This window comes from Limnobacter olei, from assembly GCF_029087225.1.
Classification (GTDB): domain Bacteria; phylum Pseudomonadota; class Gammaproteobacteria; order Burkholderiales; family Burkholderiaceae_B; genus Limnobacter; species Limnobacter olei.
Map to the genome: position 1 here is coordinate 367,038 of NZ_JARFJD010000002.1, position 22,587 is coordinate 389,624.

Annotated in this window: 18 protein-coding genes and 1 pseudogene; 8 read left to right on the top strand and 11 right to left on the bottom strand. The window is 53.7% G+C overall.

The window, feature by feature from the left end; all coding sequences use genetic code 11:
- Nucleotides 1–10: 10 nt before the first annotated feature.
- The 4 genes and pseudogenes from PY990_RS01860 to bioB all read left to right on the top strand — a co-directional run.
- Complete coding sequence (locus PY990_RS01860; protein ID WP_275270160.1) at nucleotides 11–811, top strand: methyltransferase domain-containing protein; 801 nt, start codon at nucleotides 11–13, stop codon at nucleotides 809–811.
- Complete coding sequence (bioD, locus tag PY990_RS01865; protein ID WP_275270161.1) at nucleotides 808–1,425, top strand: dethiobiotin synthase; 618 nt, start codon at nucleotides 808–810, stop codon at nucleotides 1,423–1,425. Before PY990_RS01860 ends, bioD begins: the two co-directional genes overlap by 4 nt.
- A gap of 13 nt (nucleotides 1,426–1,438) precedes the next feature.
- Entirely contained in the window at nucleotides 1,439–2,785 is a 1,347-nt protein-coding gene (gene bioA, locus PY990_RS01870; protein WP_275270162.1) for an adenosylmethionine--8-amino-7-oxononanoate transaminase, read from the top strand.
- Nucleotides 2,786–2,794: 9 nt separating this feature from the next.
- A pseudogene (gene bioB, locus PY990_RS01875) lies at nucleotides 2,795–3,775 on the top strand (biotin synthase BioB); the annotation flags it as partial.
- Here bioB and PY990_RS01880 read toward each other — a convergent pair.
- Nucleotides 3,770–3,997, bottom strand: coding sequence for a hypothetical protein (locus PY990_RS01880; RefSeq protein WP_275270164.1), 228 nt, complete (start codon nucleotides 3,995–3,997; stop codon nucleotides 3,770–3,772). The pseudogene bioB and the gene PY990_RS01880 overlap by 6 nt on opposite strands.
- Here PY990_RS01880 and PY990_RS01885 point away from each other — a divergent pair.
- On the top strand, nucleotides 3,985–4,386 hold the full coding sequence (locus PY990_RS01885) for a hypothetical protein (RefSeq protein WP_275270165.1): 402 nt from the start codon (nucleotides 3,985–3,987) through the stop codon (nucleotides 4,384–4,386). The two genes, PY990_RS01880 and PY990_RS01885, sit on opposite strands and share 13 nt — an antisense overlap.
- 204 nt (nucleotides 4,387–4,590) lie before the next feature.
- Here the strand turns inward: PY990_RS01885 and PY990_RS01890 are convergent, their stop codons facing one another.
- The 3 genes from PY990_RS01890 to PY990_RS01900 all read right to left on the bottom strand — a co-directional run bounded on the left by PY990_RS01890 (nucleotide 4,591) and on the right by PY990_RS01900 (nucleotide 7,941).
- A complete protein-coding gene (locus tag PY990_RS01890; protein ID WP_275270166.1) occupies nucleotides 4,591–5,691 on the bottom strand; it encodes a porin in 1,101 nt (366 codons plus the stop codon).
- A gap of 292 nt (nucleotides 5,692–5,983) precedes the next feature.
- Entirely contained in the window at nucleotides 5,984–6,790 is an 807-nt protein-coding gene (locus PY990_RS01895; RefSeq protein WP_275270167.1) for a hypothetical protein, read from the bottom strand.
- 17 nt (nucleotides 6,791–6,807) lie between these two features.
- Nucleotides 6,808–7,941 carry a glycosyltransferase family 4 protein gene (locus PY990_RS01900; RefSeq protein WP_275270168.1) on the bottom strand — a complete coding sequence of 378 codons (1,134 nt, stop codon included), beginning with the start codon at nucleotides 7,939–7,941 and terminating at the stop codon, nucleotides 6,808–6,810.
- A gap of 148 nt (nucleotides 7,942–8,089) precedes the next feature.
- Here PY990_RS01900 and rfaQ point away from each other — a divergent pair, with 148 nt between their 5' ends.
- Nucleotides 8,090–9,148: a putative lipopolysaccharide heptosyltransferase III gene (gene rfaQ / locus PY990_RS01905; RefSeq protein WP_275270169.1), complete on the top strand. Its 1,059-nt coding sequence runs from the start codon at nucleotides 8,090–8,092 to the stop codon at nucleotides 9,146–9,148.
- A 62-nt stretch (nucleotides 9,149–9,210) separates the two neighbouring features.
- Here the strand turns inward: rfaQ and msbA are convergent, their stop codons facing one another.
- The 4 genes from msbA to PY990_RS01925 all read right to left on the bottom strand — a co-directional run bounded on the left by msbA (nucleotide 9,211) and on the right by PY990_RS01925 (nucleotide 16,256).
- Complete coding sequence (gene msbA / locus PY990_RS01910; protein WP_275270170.1) at nucleotides 9,211–10,974, bottom strand: lipid A export permease/ATP-binding protein MsbA; 1,764 nt, start codon at nucleotides 10,972–10,974, stop codon at nucleotides 9,211–9,213.
- Nucleotides 10,975–11,366: 392 nt separating this feature from the next.
- Nucleotides 11,367–14,897, bottom strand: coding sequence for a DNA polymerase III subunit alpha (dnaE, locus tag PY990_RS01915; protein WP_275270171.1), 3,531 nt, complete (start codon nucleotides 14,895–14,897; stop codon nucleotides 11,367–11,369).
- A gap of 61 nt (nucleotides 14,898–14,958) precedes the next feature.
- Nucleotides 14,959–15,519: a flavodoxin family protein gene (locus tag PY990_RS01920; RefSeq protein WP_275270172.1), complete on the bottom strand. Its 561-nt coding sequence runs from the start codon at nucleotides 15,517–15,519 to the stop codon at nucleotides 14,959–14,961.
- Nucleotides 15,520–15,545: 26 nt separating this feature from the next.
- Nucleotides 15,546–16,256 (bottom strand): pirin family protein, encoded by a 711-nt coding sequence (locus PY990_RS01925; protein WP_275270173.1) that lies wholly within the window; start codon nucleotides 16,254–16,256, stop codon nucleotides 15,546–15,548.
- Between the two features lie 67 nt (nucleotides 16,257–16,323).
- Here PY990_RS01925 and PY990_RS01930 point away from each other — a divergent pair, with 67 nt between their 5' ends.
- Together PY990_RS01930 and gluQRS are read left to right on the top strand one after the other, a co-directional pair.
- The gene (locus PY990_RS01930; protein WP_343075061.1) at nucleotides 16,324–17,265 is read left to right on the top strand and encodes a LysR substrate-binding domain-containing protein; all 942 of its coding nucleotides are present in this window, start codon (nucleotides 16,324–16,326) and stop codon (nucleotides 17,263–17,265) included.
- Between the two features lie 3 nt (nucleotides 17,266–17,268).
- Nucleotides 17,269–18,189, top strand: coding sequence for a tRNA glutamyl-Q(34) synthetase GluQRS (gluQRS, locus tag PY990_RS01935; protein WP_275270174.1), 921 nt, complete (start codon nucleotides 17,269–17,271; stop codon nucleotides 18,187–18,189).
- Nucleotides 18,190–18,218: 29 nt separating this feature from the next.
- Here gluQRS and PY990_RS01940 read toward each other — a convergent pair whose 3' ends face one another.
- From PY990_RS01940 to PY990_RS01950, 3 genes are all read right to left on the bottom strand, one after another.
- Entirely contained in the window at nucleotides 18,219–19,838 is a 1,620-nt protein-coding gene (locus tag PY990_RS01940) for a DEAD/DEAH box helicase (protein WP_275270175.1), read from the bottom strand.
- Nucleotides 19,839–19,957: 119 nt separating this feature from the next.
- Complete coding sequence (locus PY990_RS01945; RefSeq protein ID WP_275270176.1) at nucleotides 19,958–20,887, bottom strand: NAD(P)-dependent oxidoreductase; 930 nt, start codon at nucleotides 20,885–20,887, stop codon at nucleotides 19,958–19,960.
- Nucleotides 20,888–20,976: 89 nt separating this feature from the next.
- Nucleotides 20,977–22,557, bottom strand: coding sequence for a GGDEF domain-containing protein (locus tag PY990_RS01950; RefSeq protein WP_275270177.1), 1,581 nt, complete (start codon nucleotides 22,555–22,557; stop codon nucleotides 20,977–20,979).
- Between the last annotated feature and the right edge of the window lie 30 nt (nucleotides 22,558–22,587).

Below are 22,587 nucleotides of genomic sequence, written 5' to 3' on the forward strand. Positions count from 1 at the left end.
CCGCATTGAAATGTCTGAAAACGCCTTGCCGCGAAAATTGAATTCAGCCCAGGCTGCCTCACGCCGCTTTTCCGATGCTGCCCGCGATTACGATCACCACGCGCGCGTGCAAAAACACTCAGCCCAACACCTGTGTCAGTGGCTGGATCAGATGCTGCCTGTCGACTTCAACCCCAAGGCTTGTGTGGATGTGGGCAGCGGTACCGGGTTTTTAACCGAGCATTTGCTGAACAAGTTTCCCGAAAGTGCAGTGCATGCTGTCGATTTGGCGCAAGGTATGCTGACCGAATTAACACGCAAGTATCCCACTGAACGCCTGAACACCCACTTGCTCAATGGCGAGGAGTTGGCGGTAGAGCACTTGTGGATTCCCAATCATTCCCTGCTTATTTCTGGCATGTGCGCGCAATGGTTCAGCAACATTGAAGAAGCCATTCGACGCTGGCTTTCAGTATCGAACACCGTGGCTTTCAGCGTGTTGCTGGATGGCTCTTTTCAAGCCTGGGAAGTGGCACACGAGGACACCGGGCAAACCAGTGGTCTGCGTCCCCTGCCCCGCGACGATGACTTGCAGGACATCATGAACGCATTGGTGGCCGAAGGCATTGCAGCAAGCACTGCACACCACACCAAAAACTTTCTGGACCACCATCCTGATGGGCTTTCATTTGCACGCAGCCTGCGTGCCATTGGTGCGGACCAGCCCCGCGTAAACCACACACCGGTTAATTTGCGCAAGGTGATATCCGCCTTGGGCGAAGCCTGCACCATGAACTACCACATTGGTTTTTACTACCTGGAACGGCCGTGAAACATTTGTTTGTGACTGGCACCGACACCGGCATCGGCAAAACAATCACCAGTGCATGGCTTTGCAAACACTGGCAAGCAGATTACTGGAAGCCGGTACAAAGCGGGCTTGAAGGTGGTAGCGACAGCGAGTGGATTGCCCGCCTGAGTGGCTGTGCAGTGCACCCGGAGACATACCGCCTGACTCAGCCTTTGTCGCCTCATCAGGCTGCCGACATCGATGGAGTCAAAATTCAACTGACCGATTTTACACTTCCCAACGCCGAACGACTCGTAGTGGAGGGCGCGGGCGGTTGCATGGTGCCCTTGAACTGGCGGGACACCATGCTCGACCTGATGAAACACCTGGGCAGCTGCGCTTTGCTGGTAGCCCGCAGCGGGCTTGGCACCATCAACCACACTTGCCTTTCACTGCAGGCCTTGAAATTCGCTGGCATGCCTGTACTGGGCGTGGTGATGGTGGGTGAGACCAACCCTGCCAACCGTGAGGCGATCGAACATTTTGGTGAAGTGCCGGTGTTGGCTGAATTGCCGGTTTTCACTGAATTAAGCCCGCAGGCACTGGCTGAATTTGGCATGCCCGAACGCCTTGTTCGGGCGCTTGACAGCTTGTGATCGCACAGCCCTCATGACACAACTTTCCCACACCCAATTGCTTGAACTGGATGCGCAATACTGCTGGCACCCCTTCACGCAAATGCAAACTGCCGCGCCACCTTTGACAGTGGTGCGTGGTGAGGGCGAGTTTTTGGTCGATGCCCAAGGCAACAAGTACTTTGATGCTGTTTCAAGTTGGTGGGTGAATATTCATGGTCACAGTAACCCCACCATTGCAAAGGCCATTGCGCGACAAGCGCTTGAGCTTGAACATGTGATGTTCGCGGGTGTAACCCACCCGCCTGCTGTGCAGTTGGCCGAACGCCTGGTGCACAAAGCCCCAGCCCCCATGGCCAAGGTGTTTTACTCCGACAATGGGTCCACCGCCATTGAAGTGGCCCTGAAAATGGCCTTTCAATATTGGCAAAACAAGGGCGTGGCCGGTAAAAATCGAATTGTTGCGTTGGAAGGTGGATACCATGGTGACACCTTCGGCGCCATGGCCACTGGTAAGTCCAGCGGTTTTTACGACCCCTTCGCGCCTTGGCTGTTTCAGGTTGATTTCATACCCACCGGTGTTTGCGCCTGCACTGAAGAAGAGGCCCTGGCTGCCTTGGATCAACTATTGACCAGCGGTGCCGGGGAAATCGCTGCAATGGTTCTGGAACCCCTGATTCAAGGCGCTAGTGGCATGCGATTCATGCGTGCGGCCCATGTGGCTGAACTGTGCAAACGCTGTGAAGCCGCAGGCGTGCTGGTGATATTTGATGAGGTCTTCACGGGCTTTGCCCGAACCGGCACCCTTTTTGCCGCCGAACAAGTGGCACAGTTTGGGGGGCAAGCCGACATCATTTGCATTTCAAAAGGGCTTACTGGCGGCTTCATGCCCATGGCAGCCACACTCACCAGCCAAGCGGTGTACGACGCGTTTTTAAGCGACCAGGTTGGCCATGCCCTGCTGCACGGCCACTCCTACACCGCAAACCCATTGGGTTGCGCTGCAGCCCTGGCCAGCCTCGCCTTGTTCGACGCAGAACATACGTGGACGAACATTCGCCGCATTGAAGCCACCCACCAGCGGTGGCTGCCTGCCTTGGCCTGCCACCCCCTGATTGAAAATCCGCGCGTGTGCGGCACCGTGGCGGCCTTTGAGCTAAAATCCAGTCACAGTCAGTACGGTTCAAGCGCGAGTCAATGGATACGCCAAACGTTTCTCGAATTGGGCATTGTGGTGCGACCCTTGGGCAACACCGTGTATTGGGTGCCGCCTTATTGCACCGAGCCCGAGACACTGGAAAACGCCTACCAAACACTGATGCAAGTATTACAACGCTGGGGCAGACTAATTGCACCCGGCCCCGGAAGCGAATTGTTCTGAAGGATGCACATGGAAAGCCAAATTACCTGGGTTGAAAACAAAAAAGCAGCCCCTCCCACCCTTGATACACAGCGCTGGAGCGTGGCGGCCATCGAGGCCCTGTTCGCACTGCCGTTCAACGACCTCATTTTCAAGGCGCAGCAGGTGCACCGCGAGCATTTCGATGCGAACACCGTGCAACTTTCAACCCTACTTTCCATTAAAACCGGCGGCTGCCCTGAAGACTGCGGCTACTGCCCCCAATCGGCCAAGTACAACACCGGCGTGGAGGCTGAAAAGCTGATGCCCATCGATGAAGTATTGAAAGCCGCACAGGCCGCGAAGGACAAAGGTGCCACGCGTTTTTGCATGGGTGCCGCATGGCGCAGCCCCAAAGACCACCAGGTTGAAGCTGTGGGCGAGATGGTTGCCGCAGTCAAGGCTATGGGCCTGGAAACCTGCGTCACCCTTGGCATGCTGAAAGAACACCAAGCCAAACAGCTGCAAGAGGCCGGCCTGGATTATTACAACCACAATCTGGACACCTCGCCTGATTTTTACGGGGATATCATCAGCACCCGCACCTACCAAGACCGACTAGACACACTAGAGCATGTTCGCGACGCAGGTATCAAAGTGTGCTGCGGCGGTATTGTGGGCTTGGGTGAAACGGTAAACCAACGCGCCGGGCTGATTGCCCAACTGGCCAATATGGCTGAACCACCGGAAAGCGTGCCTATCAACAATTTGGTGAAAGTTGAAGGCACACCATTGGCCGACAACGAAGAAATCGATCCGCTTGATTTTGTGCGCACCATCGCCGTGGCCCGCATTACCATGCCCACCAGTTTTGTACGTTTGTCAGCCGGCCGCGAGAGCATGAATGAGAGCACCCAAGCGCTTTGTTTCTTGGCGGGTGCCAATTCAATTTTCTACGGCGAAAAACTGTTGGTAACAGACAACCCGGAATTGGAACGTGACACCAAGTTGTTTGAGAAACTGGGCTTAAAGCGACTTGAGAATTAAGCAGCTAAACCCATTGTTTTTAATCAAGAAATTCCAACCAGCAGGTTCAAATACCTGAGTCAAATCAATGGTTTGGCGGGGTGAAGGCAGGCCTTCTCCCGCTTTATCCACACCAGAATTACGCGCATAATTAAAGCCTTGCATGCGAAACAGCGCAAATTGCTTGAATTGCTGCTGTTGAAGGGAATAAGAACATGAAAAAAACATTGATTTGCGCCTGCTTAGTGCTAACACCTTTGCTGGCACCCACTTTGGCCAGTGCCCAAGCTGGCGGCGTCACCTTGAATATCGATGGGCAAAACCCCTTGAGCAAATGGGGCCGCTGGACCAGTTCGGAAAATGGTGGGCTAGGCTACGGGTTCAGATTGAACCAAGACCGCAACAAAGCCCCCATGGGTGCGCAATGGGGCACCGGAGATTGGGTATTCAAACTAAGCCGTGAAGAAGGCAACAAGTACCCCGATTTGTTTTTTGGCTTGAAAGTATCCGAGAACCAACTTCAAACCACCTCGCTGGGTTGCATGAGCAACAGTGGCAGCGCTACACGCTACAGCAGCACCTTGTGCGGCGTGCAATTGGATATGAATTTGCAGTAATGCAGTAACGCGGTAATTCGTTTATTAAACTGAGCCCGCGAAGGCTTAAATTGAAAAGCACCTGTATACGGGTGCTTTTTTTTCGCCTGATTTTTCCGCTTCGCATGCGAGTGAATATTGTTGTGTTGACAGAAATAGAAAAAGCCACCCGAAGGTGGCTTTCTCAAACTTTGCATTCAAACCAAGCTTTAGCTTGGCGTTGAATTAGAAGTTGTGACGCAGACCGATTGTGAAGTTGTCCTGATCGGACTCTACACCAGTTGCTTTCACTTCGCGGTTCAGACGGTTGTAACCCACGTATGTGCGAGTACGCTTGCTGAAATCGTAGTAGTAGGCAACCTGAGTCTGTGTAATATCTTCTGCAGCTACCAAGTCGTTGCGCTCTGCGTCAGCGTACATACCAAATACACCGCTGTTTGCGCTGATTGGCAATGTGCCAGAGATTGCGTATTCGGTGTTGCTGTCTTCACCGTTTGCGTTAGAAGCAAACAGGCTCTTCTGAGCAACCAGGCCGCCCAATGTGAATGAGCCAAAGTTGTAAGTTGCAACACCCTGAACTACGCGTTCAACGTTCGCTGACACGTCTAGCGCGTCTTGAGTACGTTGCTGAGCTTCGATGTTTTGCAGACCACCACCAATAGTCAACGCGCCCAGTTTGTAAGTTGCAGCGATTTCAGTTGAACGTACATCGTTTTCTTTGTCTGTTGTCGCTGTATTGTTTGCGGCATCATTTACACCACCACCCAAGGCGTGACGTGCATTAATTTGCACGCCAGCGAATGTGCCGGCATAACCAAATGAGTTACCAACGCGCTGTTCACGGGTAATTGCCTGAGCAACACCGGCGGTTGTTGAACCAACAGTTGTCAAAGGACCACCATTGTTTGATACAGAACCAACCAATGACGCCTGGTTATACAAGGGAGCCTGTGAATCGTTACCACCGTCTTGTGAACCGATCACTGCCAAACCGTAGGCACCCTTCAGGCCAAGGTAAGCGTGACGTGTGGACATAGGACCTGCTTCACCAGCGTTGCCTGTAGTCACTTCATCAGTGTTAACACCGAATTCGTAGGCGAAAATGGCGCTCAAGCCACCGCCCAGATCTTCTACACCGCGAACGCCCAAGCGTGAGGATGCATCTTCAACTACGAAGTTACCGCCGCGATCTACGCCGCCAGCCTCAGTAGACTGGTGATCCAGAGTTTGGTGGATACGACCGTACAAAGTTACGTTTGATGAATCAGCAAATACTGGAGCGGCAAATGCCAGGCCCAGAGCAGCAGCTACTAGCTTCTTGTTCATATTTCACCCTTATTAGTGTTGGTTGAATCTTTGCCGCCATTTCTAGCGGCACGAGAGACAATGTACACGGGGTCCCTTAGGCCGACCAACCAAATCGTGGTGTGAGAATGGGGAAATCGGTGTTTTTGTCGCTGACGTGCAACAGGAGAAATTGATCAAACCCATAGTTTTATGACATCAACAATTCGCCAAAATCGCCCTGAGAGCCTCAAAAAGCCTTGTGAATGAAAAACTTAGAATTTCAGAACCGGTCAAACGAGACACCAAAGCAGGAGGGGCTGGAGGCAACACCTTAACTGTGACTTTTAACCAACAAGAGGCGGTCTGAACGACCCATTTCTTCGCAAACCAGGGTGATAACCTCTGAAGCACAGATCACCCGATCCGCGTATGCAATCAGGCCCATGGCCTGGGGCAAGCCCAGTTGTAACCAATGTGGATGGTGAGTACTTAACTGGCGGGCCAACAAGCGATTGTCACCTACCACCGCAGCCACGGTTAAATGCGCATTACCCCCAAGCTGGGCCAGGCTGGCTTGCAGTGCTTGCCATTGCAAATCCAGACTCGTGGATTCATTTTCTTCGGCATAGAGCAAGGCCACGACCTTGGTCAGACTCGGCGATGTTTTGCGATACAGCTGGGTTGCGTAAGCCAATGCTTGAGGCCCAGCCTGTAACAAAGGCCGCTCAGCGTGCAGGAAAGCAGATAAATCCTGTTGAGTAAACCGCCCGCCAACATTCAACATTTTTTGAACATGCTGAAATTGTGCAGCGGCTTGCTGATTTTGCTCTGGCAAATCCGCCAAAGCGGAGACCCCAATGCAAAGGTTGAGCTTCAAACCGCGCAGCTTTTTAAACTGCGCGCGTTTTTCAAGGTAATAAGAAAGGCGAGGTTGGGCGGGGCGGCGAGGTTCAAGGGCACGCAATGGGATGTACACGGGCACCCGCTCATCCATTTCAAACAAAAACAAGCTGCCTCGTGGGCCAAACAAGACCCAATCTGCTCCGGGATGCTCAGCCTGCAATGGGCCAAGTGTGGCTCTTGCTGCAAGGGCACTGTGCAGCCCTTGGCCAAACCAAACGCCAATTCGCTGACTCACTGGCAAACATCCAGACATCAAGAGCGACCCAACCTTGGTGTTTGAATGGTGCCCACCAAGCCGTCAATATTGCTTTGTTTGCCAAACTGGGCCAACACGGTTTGCCGGCCCAGTGCTGCCATGTCTCGGGCTTTGTGGGGTTCAGCCAGCACAGCGCCCAGGGCTTGAACCCAGGCATCGAGCGCACCGGGCGCATGGGGCGCTGGGCACACATAACCTGTTACACCACTTTGTACAGTCTCGGGCAGGCCACCCACATTGCTGACAACCACAGGCACGCCCAAGCCCAGAGCTTCAATTTGGCTCATGCCCAAAGGCTCGTAACTGGAAGGCATGACCAACACATCCGCACGCTTGATGAGCGGTGCCACGGGGTTCAACATGCCCGGCAGCACCACATGCCTGCTCAGGCTCAAACGCCGCGCTTCGGTTTCGATAGCCTGGCGGGTTTCACCCTCGCCAGCTGCTACATACAACAGGTTCGGAAACTGTGGGAGCAGGGCTTTCACCACCTGCAACATGAAACTGTGCCCCTTTTCAACCCTGAACATGGCTGCATGGGCAATCACAGGTCGCTGCTGCAAATCGCTCAGGCGGTCATCGAGTTCAGCGGGCAAGCCCAGCGCCGCAGCGGCGGCGATGCTTTCAAAATCAATGCCGGGGTACAAAACACCAATTTTCTCGGGCAGTACCCCACTGTTTTGCAGCAATTGGTCTTTCAAAGCCTGGCTGGGCGTGAAGGTTTGGTCAAACATTTGGTTGTAAGTGAATGCTTTGGCCGGGCCGGGTTGGTAGGTGCGCATACGAATCAAGGTAGGCCGGGGCTTGAGCAAGCCAAGTTTTGCCAGGGTATGAATGGTAATAGAGCACAAATTGGCATCGTGACTGCTGTGGCACACCACCGCAACCGGCTTGTGTTGCCGAACCAAATTGGCCAGTCTTAAAACACTGGGCGGGTGAATGGCATTTCGAAAGGCTACAAATTCAACATTCAAACCCAGCTTGTAGGCTTCCTGAGAAATTCGACTGCCTGGCCGGCACAATATGTAGGGGGTGTAACCTTTGGCTTTCAAGCCCACCGCCTGCTCGAGCAATTGCAGTTCTTGACCACCGATATTTTTGGAACTTTCTGAGAAGAAAATACTGGTCATTTGAATTGAAAAACAAAATTGGTTGAAATCACGGTCTATATTCGCTCTGTGTTTGCTCAACGTTTGCGCAGGTCTACTTAACAGTTTAATGTGCCACCGCGCGCGCATGGGCGTGAATTCACTCTAATCAATACCGGGTTGAAATACTTTGCAAAAAATTTTGGTGATTAAATTAAGGCACCACGGGGATGTACTGTTAACTACCGCCTTGTACCATGCTTTGTACGACCAATTTCCCGGCGTGCAGGTGGACACCCTGATTTACAAAGAAACCACGCCCCTGTTGCAAAACAATCCACACTTAAACCGGGTGCTGTGTATCGACCGGAAGCTGAAAGGTTTTGCGAGGCTGAAGGCCGAACTTGGCCTAGTGTTTCAGGTAAGGCGTACCCGCTACGATGCCGTGGTGCATTTGACCGACCAATGGATTGGTGCGTTGGTGGCGCGCTTTTCAAATGCGCCTGTACGTGTACAAATGGCCTACGCGAAACGCGACAAGGCCCTGTGGCATGCCTGCTTTACACACCGCGTAGTACCCCCACCCCGCGGGCAAGCACACGCCGTGGAGCTAAACCTGCTGTGCCTGCAAGCCTTGGGCGTGAACCCCCGCAGCCTGCGCGGTGAAATGGTGTTGCGCCCCAGCCCTGAAAACCTGGACAAAGCCGACCAACTCTTGGCCGGGCACAAAGTGAACGGACCATTCGTATTGATTCACCCCGCTGCCCGTTGGCCTTTTAAGTGCTGGGAAGACGAGAAGTTTGCCGACGTGGTGGTGCATTTGCTGAGCCAAGGTTTGCACGTGGTACTCACCTGTAGCCCTGACCCAGTGGAGTTGGCGATGACAGCCGAAATAGAACGCTTGGCGCGCGCAAAGTTTTCAAAGGGTTCAAGCCAGTTGGTGAATGTGGGCGGCAAAATGAGCCTGCCCCTGTTGGCGGCTTTGCTGAAGTTAAGCAAGTTTTATGTGGGCGTGGATTCCGCACCCATGCACATGGCTGCTGCATTGAATGTGCCGCAGGTGGCGCTGTTTGGCCCTTCATGGGTACAGGAATGGCGGCCGTGGTCCGACAAAGCCACGGTCATTTACGCGGGCGACTTTGGGCCACTTCCCCACCCGGACAGCATCAACACCGACGACACCACACGACTTCTGAGCGCAATCCCCACGGATGTAGTGATTCAGGCGGTGAACAAACTAATTGACTGAGCTCGCGTACTGCGCCCACACACTGAACGTACACAATGAGCAAGCCCAGCCGGCCGGTTCAATCAAGGCTTGATTTCGGTCATTTGGTTCTGAATGGAATGCAGGTAATGGTATTTGCCCTGCCTGGCCAGCAGTTCCTGGTGGGTGCCCTGCTCAATCAACTTGCCCTGGTCCAGCACGATAATGAAATCGGCCGTGGTCAGCGTGGACAATCGATGTGCAATCACCAAAGTGGTTCGACCATGGCGCAGTCGCTCCATGTCTTCTTGAACCTCACGCTCGGCTTCGGAATCGAGTGCAGAAGTGGCCTCATCGAGAATAAGAATGGGCGCATTCTTGAGAAATGCCCTAGCAATTGAAATACGCTGGCGCTGACCGCCAGATAATCTCAGTCCGTTGTCGCCCAGCATCGTATCAAGCCCATTTTCCAGTTTTTCAATAAAAGGCAGGGCGTTGGCCATGCGTGCGGCATTTAAAATGGCTTCATCGCTGGCACCACGCATTTCGCCGTAAGCTATGTTGTTGCGCACCGTGTCATTCAGCAAATGGCTTTCCTGGGTTACCACTGCAATTTGGCGACGAAGGCACTGCAAATCCCATAGTTTCAAATCCACACTGTCCAGCTTCACCACGCCGCTTGTGGGGTCCAGAAAACGAGGCAGCAAGTTGATCAATGTTGACTTGCCACCGCCCGACACACCGACGATACCCACCGTTTGCCCGGGTTTGACCCACAAATTGATGTCCATCAATGTAGGCGCTTCGGCACCAGGAAAGCTAAGGCCCACTTTGTTGAATTCTATATAGCCCAGAGCTCGATCGGTGGTGTGGGTGCCGCTGGAATTCTCAACCGAGCGGTCGACAACCCGGAATACGTTGTCAGCAGCCGCCAAGCCCTTTTGAAGCTGCTGGTTGATGTTGGTCAAGCGCTTCACCGGGGCCAACAACATCATCATCGCGGTCATGAAAGAGGCGAAATCGCCCGCAGTCATGCTGTCGCTTTCAGCCAAAATACCGGCGAAGTACACCACGGCTGCCACAGCAGCAGCAAGTATCCACTGAACAATTGCGGAGTTGGCGGCGCTGGTCGCCACCAGCTTCACGCGCGACTTCATGATTTCATCAGCGCTTTTCATGAAGCGATCGGTTTCAACCTGCTGCGCACCGTAAATCTTGATGATTTTTTGCGCGCCAATTACCTCGGAAATACTTTGCACCAAATCTGCATGCGAGGTTTGTGCGCTGTGTGCAAAGCGGTTCAAACGCTTGGCTGCCACCGACACACCAATGGCAATCAAGGGAAGAATTGCAAAGCAGATCAGGGTGAGCTGCCAGTTGGTGTAAAGCAAAATGGCCATAAGGCCGATCACGATTGCCCCGTCTCGGATTAGCACCGTGATGATGTTGAAACCCGCTTCAGTGACCGCATCCACGTTGGTTGACACGGTGGAGATAATTTTACCGGCGGGCTGTTCTACAAAATACGAATTGGGAAAACGCAAAATGCGAGACAGCATGTCAAACCGCAAATCATGAACTACCAATCCAGCCAGCTTGGCACTGCAATACTCGTTGATGTAGGTGGCCAAACCGCGGATGAGGAACAACACAATAATAATGACTGGAAGCCACTTCGCCATTTCGGTTCGTTCACCGGAGAAGTTTTCGTCGATCAGCGGTTTCATCAAGCTGGCAAACAAAGGCTCGGTGACAGCGGCAAAAACCAAGGCCACCAATGAAGTGGCAAACAGCGGCCAATAGCGAAGGCTGTAGGACAATAAGCGTTTGTAGAGGCCTTTGGCGGTGTAGTCGAGGTTTTCAGGCATGAAAGGTGAACGTGGGTTGGATGGTCGAAGTTTACACGGTTGTGAGTGGCAAGCGAGTTCGACTCAAGCGGCATGTGCTCGTCGCGCAATCAGCCTGTGCATGCTGCCCAGTCAGCGCGTGTTCGCTTGCACAATCAGCGCGAATCCCAATCTCTCGCCAGAAAACCTGTTGATCCCTTGCTGAGCCTTGCGATGCCTGAGAACGACCCTCCTAAACTGCGGGTCGGGTCCGTTCTCTGTCGCCCATGCTGGGCAACACCGGCCCTGCTCGGCACGCAAGGGCAGGTTTTCTTGAAGGCGAGGCGATCGGGACATCGCTGCTGATTGGGCTAGCTCAGCAACCCCGACGAGTTGGCGACAGCGCCATAGTTTCCGCCAAACTGGCTGATCAATTAGCCAAACACCCACTTGGCATTGCCCTCACCCAGCCAGCCCTGCATTTCAATCAGCAGGTCTTCCTCCGGGCGCACCTTCCAGTCGCTGCTCAGTTGCGCCACGCAGGCAGCCTGCCCATTGTGATAGTCAATTTCGACCAAACAACCCTGCTCGGGATCGCGGAAAGGCTCCAGCATGGCGCGCAGCTTTTCAGCATCCGATTGCCCGTTCATGCTCAGCCTCAAGCGGCTGACAAAGTGGGCCCGGGCACTGGCCAGTGAATACAGGTTCTCGGCAGAAATTCGCAAGCCCCCGGTGTAAGAATCTTCAGAAACCTTGCCTTGCAGCACGAGTAGCGAATCTTCTTTGAGCAGGTTGCGGTTGGCCTCAAACTGCTCATTGAAAATAGACAATTCAACTTGCGCAGTAGAGTCATCCAGCAACACAACCGCCATTTTCCCGCGCTTGGTCATCATGGTCCGTAGCGAGGCAATCACACCCGCCATCCACACCAAATCCCGGCCCGGCGACAGGTCTTTCAACTTCAGTTTGACGAACTGGCGCACTTTGTCTTCATCGGCCTTGAACAAATGCCCGCTGAAGTAATAACCCAAAGCCGCTTTTTCCTGCTGCAACTTTTCGCGTTCGCTCCAGGTGGGCACATCCACCAATTCCGGTGGTGCATCGCCTCCCAGGTCTTCACCAAACAAACTCACCTGTGCAGCGGTGGCGGCTTGTTGGGCAGCCCATTCCATAGCCTGACCCGAACTGGCCAACAACTTGGCACGATCAGAATTCAGCGAATCGAATGCACCTGCGCGAATCAGCGCCTCAATCACCCTGCGGTTAATTTGCTTGCTGTCCACCCGTTTCACGAAATCGAACAGGCTGGTGAAAGGGCCGTTCGCAGTGCGTTCGGCCACAATCGCCTCGCAGGCAGCTTGGCCAGTTCCTTTTACAGCACCCAAACCATAGCGAATGGCGCTTGCACGCTTCTCACCATCAATGCGAACCGCCGTGAAACGGAAATTGGATTCGTTCACGTCCGGGCCTAGCATGGTGACGGTTGTGCCCGCTTTTTTGCCAGGCACCTGACACATGGCCATGGCGTCTTCGACAAATACCTTGACCTTGTCAGTATCATCCATGTCTGAACTCATGGATGCAGCCATGAATTCCGCTGGGTAATGCGCTTTCAACCAGGCTGTGTGGTACGCAATTAGCGCATAAGCGGCCGAGTGCGATTTGTTGAAACCATATTCCGCAAACTTTTCCATCAAGTCGAAAAGCTGCTTAGCCACGGCCGGGTCCACACCACGCTCGGTGGCACCAGTCGTGAAAATTTCACGCTGCTTGGCCATTTCCTCGGGCTTCTTTTTACCCATGGCTCGCCGCAACAGGTCAGCGCCGCCCAAGCTGTAGCCGGCCAGAATCTGGGCAACCAGCATCACCTGCTCTTGGTAAACAATCACACCGTAGGTGCTTTTCAGGATGCCTTCCAGCTTGGGGTGGAAGTACCACTCCGCGCGCCCTTTGCCGGTTTTGGAGGTTTCCTTTTTACGCGCAATGAAGTCGTCCACCATGCCGGAGCCCAAAGGGCCAGGGCGGTTCAGCGCCATCAAGGCAATGATGTCTTCGAAGTTGTCCGGCTTGAGCTTCTTTTCAAGGTCTTTCGCGGAACGCGATTCAGACTGGAACACTGCAGTCGTGTTGCCCTCTGAAAATAACTGATACACCGCAGGGTCGTCCAGCGGCAGGTCTTCGAGGCGAAAGTCGCGCTGGTCTTCGTAGTTCTCGCGCACCCAGCGCACAGCCCAGTCCAGAATGGTTAGGTTGCGCAAACCCAAGAAGTCGAACTTCACCAAACCCACAGCTTCCACGTCGTCTTTGTCGTACTGCGACACCACAGAATCGGTAGAACCATCAGCACAATACAAGGGGCAGAAATCGGTCAGTTTGCCCGGTGCGATCAACACACCACCCGCGTGCATGCCAACGTTGCGGGTCAAGCCCTCCAAAGGCCTTGCCACTGCGATGATTTCCTTGGCTTCGTCTTCATTTTCTACCCGCTCTTTGAAAGTGGGTTCTTCATTCAACGCGCGCTCAAGGTCCCAAGGATCGGTGGGTGTTTGCGGAATCAGCTTCGACAGGCCGTCGCAATACATGTAAGGCATGTCGAGCACACGGCCCGCATCGCGAATAACAGCCTTTGCTCCCAAGGTACCGAAGGTCGCAATTTGACTAACCGCATCGCGCCCGTAGTTTTGCTTCACGTAATCGATGACTCGGTCGCGGTTGTCCTGGCAAAAGTCGATGTCAAAGTCGGGCATGGAAACCCGCTCGGGGTTCAGGAAACGCTCGAACAGCAAGTCGTACCGCAAGGGATCAAGATCGGTAATACCCAAAGCATAAGCCACCAGCGAGCCTGCACCAGAACCACGTCCAGGGCCCACAGGCACACCATTGCTTTTGCCCCAGTTAATGAAGTCCTGAACAATCAGGAAGTAACCGGGAAAGCCCATGCCAATGATGGTGTCGCATTCAATTTTCAAACGCGCTTCATATTCCGGGCGCATCTTTTCCCGTTCCTCAATATTCGGGAACAGGTGTGCCAAACGCTTCTCCAAACCCTCCTTCGACAAATGCACCAAGTAATCGTCCAATGTCATGCCATCGGGCGTGGGGAATGCGGGCAACTTGGGCTTGCCCAATTCAAGCGTTAAATTACACCGCTGGGCAATTCGAATGCTGTTTCGAACAGCACTGGGAATGTCGGCGAACAGCTCTGCCATTTCCTGTGCGGTTTTGAAATACTGCTGCTCGGTAAAACGACGCGGCCTGCGCGGGTTCGACAAAATTTCGCCCTGTGCAATACACACCCGCGCTTCATGCGCGCGGAAATCTTCAGGCTTCAAAAACTGGATGGGGTGAGTGGCGACCACAGGCAACTGCAACTTGGCGGCCAACTGGCAACTCAGGTTCACCAGATTCTCGGCTTCGGTAGACCCGTCGCGTTGAAGTTCAATGTAATAGCGGCCGTCGAAGTGCTTCAGGAATTTGCGGGCTGAATCTTCGGCGCGGGCCATGTTGCCACCCAGCAAAAACTGACCGACATCGGAATTTGCAAAGCCTGATACGGCGATCAAGCCATCACAGCCTACTTCATCAAACCACTCGAATTTCAGCGTGGCTTTGCCGCGTTTCTGATTGCGCAAAAATGCACGGCTTAATAACTCGCAAAGCTGCAAATAGCCTTTGTGGTTTTGCACCAGCAACAGCACACGTGCGGGTTGTTCCTCGTCACGGTCGCTTTCAATCCATACATCGCAAGCCGCGATGGGTTTAAGGCCCGCACCCCGAGCCTTGCCATAAAACTTGATCAGACCAAACAGGTTGGACAGGTCGGAAATAGCCAAGGCAGGCATGCCGCAGCCAGCAGCGGCCTTGACAGCCTCGCCCACGCGCACCATGCCGTCGAGCACCGAGAATTCTGTGTGCATGCGGAGGTGAACAAACGTGGAAGGCAATGTGGGGGATGAATTTGTCATCCTCCCATTTTATCCGCAAACGGATATTTGATTACAGTCGATTTACGTCTTGGGCAAACTATTAGACCGATAACTTTTTGGCAAACTCAGCCACCCGTGCCCCATAAATTTTGGCAGTTTCCAGGTCGGAGGCAGGCGGCGTAACATCCGCCGGGGCATTGTCCGATTGAGTCATCACACCCACCCAAGAACCCACGCGGTTCAGTTCATTCACATCACCTGGCTTTTGGGCACCCGGGGTGGCACTACCCACCCAGATCATGCCGTGTTGCATGGCAAAGGTGACGAAGTACTGAAGGGTGCTGAGTTTGTCGCCACTCATGGACATGGAGTTGGTAAAACCACCCGCCACCTTGTTCTTCCAGCCCTGGCTGAACCACACTTTGCTGGAGGCGTCAGCAAACTTTTTGAAGTCCGCCGAGGCACCGCCCATGTAGGTGGGTGAGCCGAAAATGATGGCATCAGCCTTGGCCAATACGTCCCAAGTGGCGTCGTTCACGTCATTGACTGAAATGAGGTGGGTTTGTACACCCGCCACGCCCGCTGCACCTTGTTCAACGGCCTGCGCCACTTTGGCTGTGTGACCATAACCACTGTGATAAACAATTGCTACTTGTGTCATTTTTTACTCCCTCGTTGTTTTAACAATCAAGCGGGCAAGTCGAAGAAAAGTACCTCGGCCTGTTCGCTCACATCAAAATTCAGTTCCCGCTCACCTTCAATCAACAGTGCATCCCCGGTTTGCAGCAACACATTGCCCACGCTCAGTGAACCTTTGGCCACATGCAAATAGCCTTTGCGTGCGGGGTCCAGCTCACGATGTACGCTTTGATTGCTCAAGCGGCCTGCGTACATTTTTGCGTCCTGGTGAATAAAGGCGATTTTTTTCGCCTCGGCCTCGGCCCTGTCGCCCGTCACGATCAAGCCAAGCTGGCCGGTGATTGTGGCTACATCCAGATCGTGATCCTTGTAACCAGGCTCCACGCCATTCACGGCAGGCTCAATCCAGATTTGCAGCAAGTGAGCCACATCGGTTTTGTGCGCATTCATTTCTGAATGTCGAATACCGGTGCCTGCACTCATACGCTGGATCTGATTGGGCTTGATGGCCGAACCACCACCCAAACTGTCCCGGTGGCTAAGCTCACCGCCCAACATGTAAGTAATGATTTCCATGTCGCAGTGCCCGTGCGTGCCAAAACCGGTTTGCGGCTGAACCCAGTCTTCATTGATTACGCGCAGTGGGCCGAAACCCATGTGCTTGGGATCGTAATAGCTGGAAAAAGAAAAGCTGTGATAGCTCTCCAACCAACCGTGGTTGGCATAACCGCGTTCATTGGATTTTCTGATCTGGAACATGTTCAACCTCCTGTTGAATGATGAATTCAGTGTAGGTGGTGCCACGCGGCCAAACAAGGCGTAGAATTTGACGAACTCATTCAAAAAAATTGAACCCATGACCATCAACCTCGACAGCCTTGCCCTGCTTGAATTGATTGAAGCACGGGGCAGTTTTGCCGCCGCCGCAGTGGCCTTAAACAAGGCACCTTCGGCCATCACCTACCAGCTTCGTCAGCTTGAGGAAACGCTGGATGTTCTGATCTACGATCGCTCAGGACACAAGGCGAAGCTGACCCCCGCAGGGAAAGCGCTTCTGGATGAAGGCCGCAAGTTACTGGAAAGCACCGATGCACTCACCAAGCGCGTGAAAGCCGTGGCCAGTGGTTGGGAGGCCGAACTCCGAATTGTGCTGGATTCCGTGGTGCCGTTCGAAAAAGCCATACCCTGGATTCAGGCATTTGATGCGCTGGAAAGCCCAACGCGGCTGCGTTTTTCAAGCGAGGTGTTGTCGGGCACCTGGGAGGCGCTGTATTCAGGCCGGGCTGACCTGTTGATTGGCAGCAGGCTGGATCAAAACCAGTTCGCCAGTGCCACAGGCCTGCACATTCAAAGTTTTGGGCAATCACTGTTTGTGTTTGCAGTGGCGCCGAACCACCCACTGGCCAATGCAGAGGAACCGCTTTGCATCGACACCATTCGCCAATACCGTGCAGTAGCCGTTGGCGACACGTCCCGCAACTTCAAACCGCTTACTTTTGGTTTGCAAAGCGGGCAGGCTGTGCTGACGGTGCCCAATCTGCAAGCAAAAGTAAAAGCCCAACTGGCAGGCTTGGGTTGCGGCTGGCTGCCTTGGAATTTGATAGAGCAGGAGGTAGCCAACGGCGATTTGATCGTGAAAAAAACGGAAGATGCTACACGCCAAAGCAGTTTGTGTTTCGCCTGGCAGCGCGGTAGCCAGGGCAAGGCGCTGGACTGGTGGACCCAACACCTGGCCACAGTGCAGCTTAACTTTCAACCACCCCAATAAACAGTGCCGAACATACCTGCACAAACGCCCTACGTTGGCCGCTTTGCCCCCTCGCCCACCGGCCCCCTGCATTTGGGCTCGCTCGCTACTGCGCTGGGCAGTTTTCTGGATGCGAGAGTGCATCAAGGGCAGTGGCTTTTGCGCATTGAAGACATCGACGAGGGGCGCTGCGACGCCGCCTCTGTTAAACACATTCTTCACACTTTGGAACGCCACGGCCTTCAATGGCAAGGAGAAGTGTGGGTGCAATCAAAACGGCACGCGGCGTATGAAGCCGCTTTGAAACGCTTAAAAACGGGAAACCTGACCTACCCCTGTGCCTGTACGCGCAAAGAAATTGAGGACGCCAATTCACTTCGGGCACCCGGCGAAAACCGCATTTACCCGGGAACCTGCAGACATGGCATGCCCGCTGGCCGGAAAGCCCGAGCCATTCGTTTTCGCTGCCCAGTTGAACCTGTGCAATGGCAAGACCACAGGCTAGGGCGGTTTGAAGACGACTTGAATACCAGCAGTGGTGATTTTGTATTGAAACGGGGCGATGGATTTTGGGCCTACCACCTAGTCGTGGTTGTCGATGATTTGGCCAGCAAGGTAACGCACATTGTGCGCGGTGAAGACCTGACCGACACCACCGCCCGACAAATTGCAGTGTGGAACGCACTGCAAAGCGGGCTTGAGACACAAGTGGTTATAAAGCCCCCTGCCTACTGGCACTTGCCTGTGATCTTGGCCGAAGACGGGCAAAAGCTTTCCAAACAAACCGGTGCTTTGGCTGTGCCCGAACACGACCCTGTGCTGAACTTGAACAGCGTGTGGCAACACTTTGGTTTAGGCAAAATAAAAGCCACTGAAGTGACTCAGTGGCTTGAATTGGCGACTCCTGTTTGGGCCAGTTATCGGGCCGCGCAAGCTGCGCAATAAGTCTTAATTGCGTGGCTCAATTTCTGGGCTTAGTTTCTCGGACTGCCACCCAGCAAAAACGCCACAGGCGCGGCATTCTTGCTTTTGGGTTTGTTCATGCCCGAGGAAGACTGACCTGAAGCAGCAGCTTCAGCGGCGGCCTTATCTTCCTTGGATTCCTGATAAGGCTGATTGAACAATGAGTCTTTCACACGTGTTTGGGCCAGTTTGGCGCGCAGGCGTTCGTATTCGGCGTCGCGGTGAATTGGCGCGTTGTCGTTGAAACGGGCCCCCTGATAAGACATATCACGTGAAGGGCGGCGTTCACGGGCCGGTGCAGCCTCATCACCACTTCGTGCAGGGCGACGGTCGGAACGACCCTCGTAAGTGCGGCCCTCATTGCGGCCTTCGCCGCGTCCCTCGCTACGACCTTCGCGACCGCCTCGCTCTTCCCTTGGCGCACGTACCCCAGGCACAAAGCCCTCAAGCTCTTCGCGCACAAAGGCTTTGCCAATCAGCTTTTCAATGTCTTTCAAGGCACGTTCATCGCGTTTGACCACGAATGAATATGCAGTTCCTTTTGCGCCAGCACGGCCAGTGCGGCCAATGCGGTGCACATAATCTTCAGGCGTGGTGGGCAGATCGTAGTTGATCACGCAAGGCAAATCAGCAATGTCCAAACCGCGCGCTGCTACATCGGTGGCCACAAGCACTGTCACTTCACCCGCCTTGAAGGCTTCCAGCGACTTGGTTCGCTCAATCTGGGTTTTGTCACCGTGAATAGCTGTGCTCGATACACCTTCTTTTTCAAGGTGACGCGCCAAACGGGCAGTGCCCAGCTTGGTATTTGAAAACACAATGACCTGGCTTAGCGCTTTGCTTTGAATCAGGTGGCAAACCGCCATGCGTTTGTCTTCTTCGCTGTCGAGCGCGAAAATGACCTGCTTGATGTTCTCGGAAGTTGCGTTTCGGCGCGCCACTTCAATCAATGTGGGCGACACCATGAAGCTTTTGGCCAGCTTCTGAATTTCAGGCGAAAACGTAGCGGAGAACAACAGGTTCTGGCGCGTTTTGGGCAACAAATTGATTATTCGTTGCAGGTCAGGCAAAAAGCCCATGTCCAGCATACGGTCGGCCTCGTCCAGCACCAGCACCTGCACTTGGCCCAAGTTAATGCTTTTTTGCTGAACGTGGTCCAGCAAGCGGCCTGGCGTGGCAATCACCAATTCGGCACCACGGCGCAAAGCCTGAATTTGAGGGTTGATGTCTACACCGCCGTACACCACGGTGGAACGCAGGGGTGTGAACTTGGCGTAGGTGTGCACGTTTGCAGCAACCTGATCAGCCAACTCACGAGTGGGCGTCAAAATAAGCGCACGAACCGGGTGGCGGGCAGGCGACGTATTTTCCGTGGCCAAGGGCATCAGGCGGTTCAGAATTGGTAACGAAAACCCGGCGGTTTTGCCCGTACCGGTTTGGGCCGCGCCCATCACGTCTACGCCAGTCAGCACCACTGGAATGGCTTTGGCTTGAATGGGTGTAGGTTGGGTGTACCCCTGGGCATCAATTGCTTTCTGGATGTCGGGGTGCAGCGCGAAGTCTGCAAAGGTTACGTTCGCGAGTGCAGCTTCTTCAGCTGCGCTGGTGGTATACGGTTCAGTTTGTGTCATGCACGCATTCTAAGCCTATTTGGTGCTTATTATTTGTGCAATCGCTTTAAATTTACTTGCTGCACCGGCTGGGTGCAGCAAATGTACTTTTCATACAACAGCCAATCGACCCAGTCTGCTTACAGGTTTTCAGCAATAAACTCGTCCACGTATTTAATGGCCAAACGCCCAGCGTTGGCCTGCGAACTTTCGGTGCCCCAAGCCACGTGTGGCGTGATGATACAGCGCGGGTGCTGCCATTGCACCATCAGGTGATCGCGAGGCGGCGGCTCTACTTCCAGCACATCGAGTGCAGCACCGCCCAAGTGCCCACTTTCTATGGCTTGTTTCAACGCATCAAACTGCACCAAACCACCGCGTGCAGTGTTAATCAGTATCGCGCCCTTTTTCATTTTGGGAATGGTGTCTGGTCCGATCAAACCTTTGGTTTGCTCATTCAAGGGGCAATGAAGGCTAAGCACATCGCTGTGGGCCAGTCCGTGCTCGAAAGTCACATACCCCTCACGAGGTTTTTCAACGCCTTGGCGTTCAATGTGCAAAATAGTCATGCCAAAAGCTTTGGCGAATTCAATCAACTTGCCGCCAATCGCACCGCTACCCAGCACGCCCAGTGTTTGGGTGTGCAGGCCACGCATGGGCAGTGTGTGCAAGCAGAAAAAGCGCGACGCGCTCCAACTGCCATCATGCACCAACGTTTCCCACTCGGGTACACGGCGGGTCAACTGCAAAATACACGCCATGGCGTGCTCAGCCACGGATTCGGGGCCGTAATTCACCACATTGCTTACCTTGACGCCGCGCTCAGCACAAGCCGCTTTGTCCACGTTGTCGGTACCCGTGGCCACCAATTGAATCATTTTCAGTTTAGGTGCCGCGTCCAGCTCGGCAGGGCCAATTTTCACCTTGTTGATAATCAGAATTTCCGCTTCCTTGATGCGCTCTTTCAGCGTGTCTGCAGTGGTGAAAGGGTATTCAGTCCACGTGTGCGCGCACTCTGGGCGAGGCAACGGGGTACGTACGGTTTCGCTTTCCAGCCAAACAATGTTCATGGTCTTGTGTCTCCAGTTCAGTTGCTAGAAGGCTACCGGCTAATCGCTGGCTTCGACACTGGGGCTAACCATGAAAACATTTGACCAACTTAGACCTTGACTGCTGCATCACCAAGCAAAAGTTCAGTGGCTACTCCGGCAATTCGATAGCAGTTTTTACCCGCCTTCTTGGCTTGATACATTTGCTCATCGCTAATTTCAAGCAGCTGTTGAATGGAATGCCCATGCAGTGGGTGCATGGCCGCGCCAATGCTGCACGACACCGTCAAGCCATGGTTTTGCCGAACTCGCACCAGTAGCTTGTCGCAGGCAAATGATTCAATAATTCGCTCGGCAATGTTTTTCAGCAATTGAATATTACAACGGGCCACGATGATCGCAAATTCGTCGCCCCCCAAGCGAGCCACGTGGTCGACATTGCGGGTTGCCCCCTTCAACAAAGTGGCGCTGGTCTTCAAAATTTGATCACCCGCTTTGTGGCCCAGGGTGTCATTCACGGCCTTAAACCCGTCAAGGTCGAGAAACATCAGCCCCAGTGTTTCGCCTGGCAACAACCGTGAAAGCCGAGCCTCCAAGGTCATGTCGAACCCCCGTCGGTTCAGCACGCCGGTCAGTGGATCGCGCTCTACCTCATTGCGCAAGTCCTCCACATTTTTGCGAATACTCACGTCGTCTACAATCAACACCGCATGGGCACCCTGAATTTTGTCGTTGTACACCGCAAACCGGAATTGCAGCACCCGGCCATCCGTGAAATTCAGCTCAACAGGCATCTCATGGTTCCCAAAATAATCAGTCACCAGGTCTTTCAAACGAATTCGCTGCTCTCGAACCACCCCAGCTTGAATCAATACCGACTCAAGCTTTGCCGACTCGGGATTGAGTGTTTCGATTTTCAGCATTTTTGCCAGGGCTTTGTTCAAGTAAAGCAAGTTGAAATGCTCATCCAGATAAGCAACGCCACTGGCCAGAGACGACAACAGCATGTCGAGTCGGTTTTTCTCAGACACAGACCGAGCGTGGCTTTCCTCCATGGCCTTCATTTGCAATTCAATGGCCTGGGCCATGCTGTTGAAGGCCGCACCCAGACAGGAAATTTCATCACGCCCGGTCACCTCGATTCGGGACTGAATTTTTCCAGACTGCAATTCCATGGCCTTGCTGCGAAGGTCCTCGAGCCGGGCAGACAGGGTATTGCTCAAGCCCAACAGAATCATGGAGCAGGCCAGCGCACTCAATAAAAACACACCGGCCAGGTAAAACAGCATGTCATTGCGGCTGCGATACACTTCGTTTTCATCAAACAACACCTTCAGTTGTTGACCGGAATTTGGTAAATCAAAAATCGACAACAATGGGGTTGCCGCCTGAGTCTGGTCGTCGGGCACGTCGCCCATGGCATAAGTCACCTCGCTGCCCTCGTTCACCCACACGGCTGCGGGTTTGTGGCGCGAGTAGAAATCCCTAACGATTGAAGAAAGTACGTTCAGCGAATGGCTGTTGTTGGCCAAATGAGCCTTGGTTAGTTCGGATTTAAAACTTTCCTGAATGCGAAGCAGATCTTGCTCGGCCAATTTGCCCATGTGTATGTATTGAATGGTCGTGAAAATGCCCCCCAGCAGCAACTGGGCTACAAACGTAGTAAGCAACCATTTCCACTTGAAAGACATTGTGAACAAACCCGTTTTGGACAAGGTACA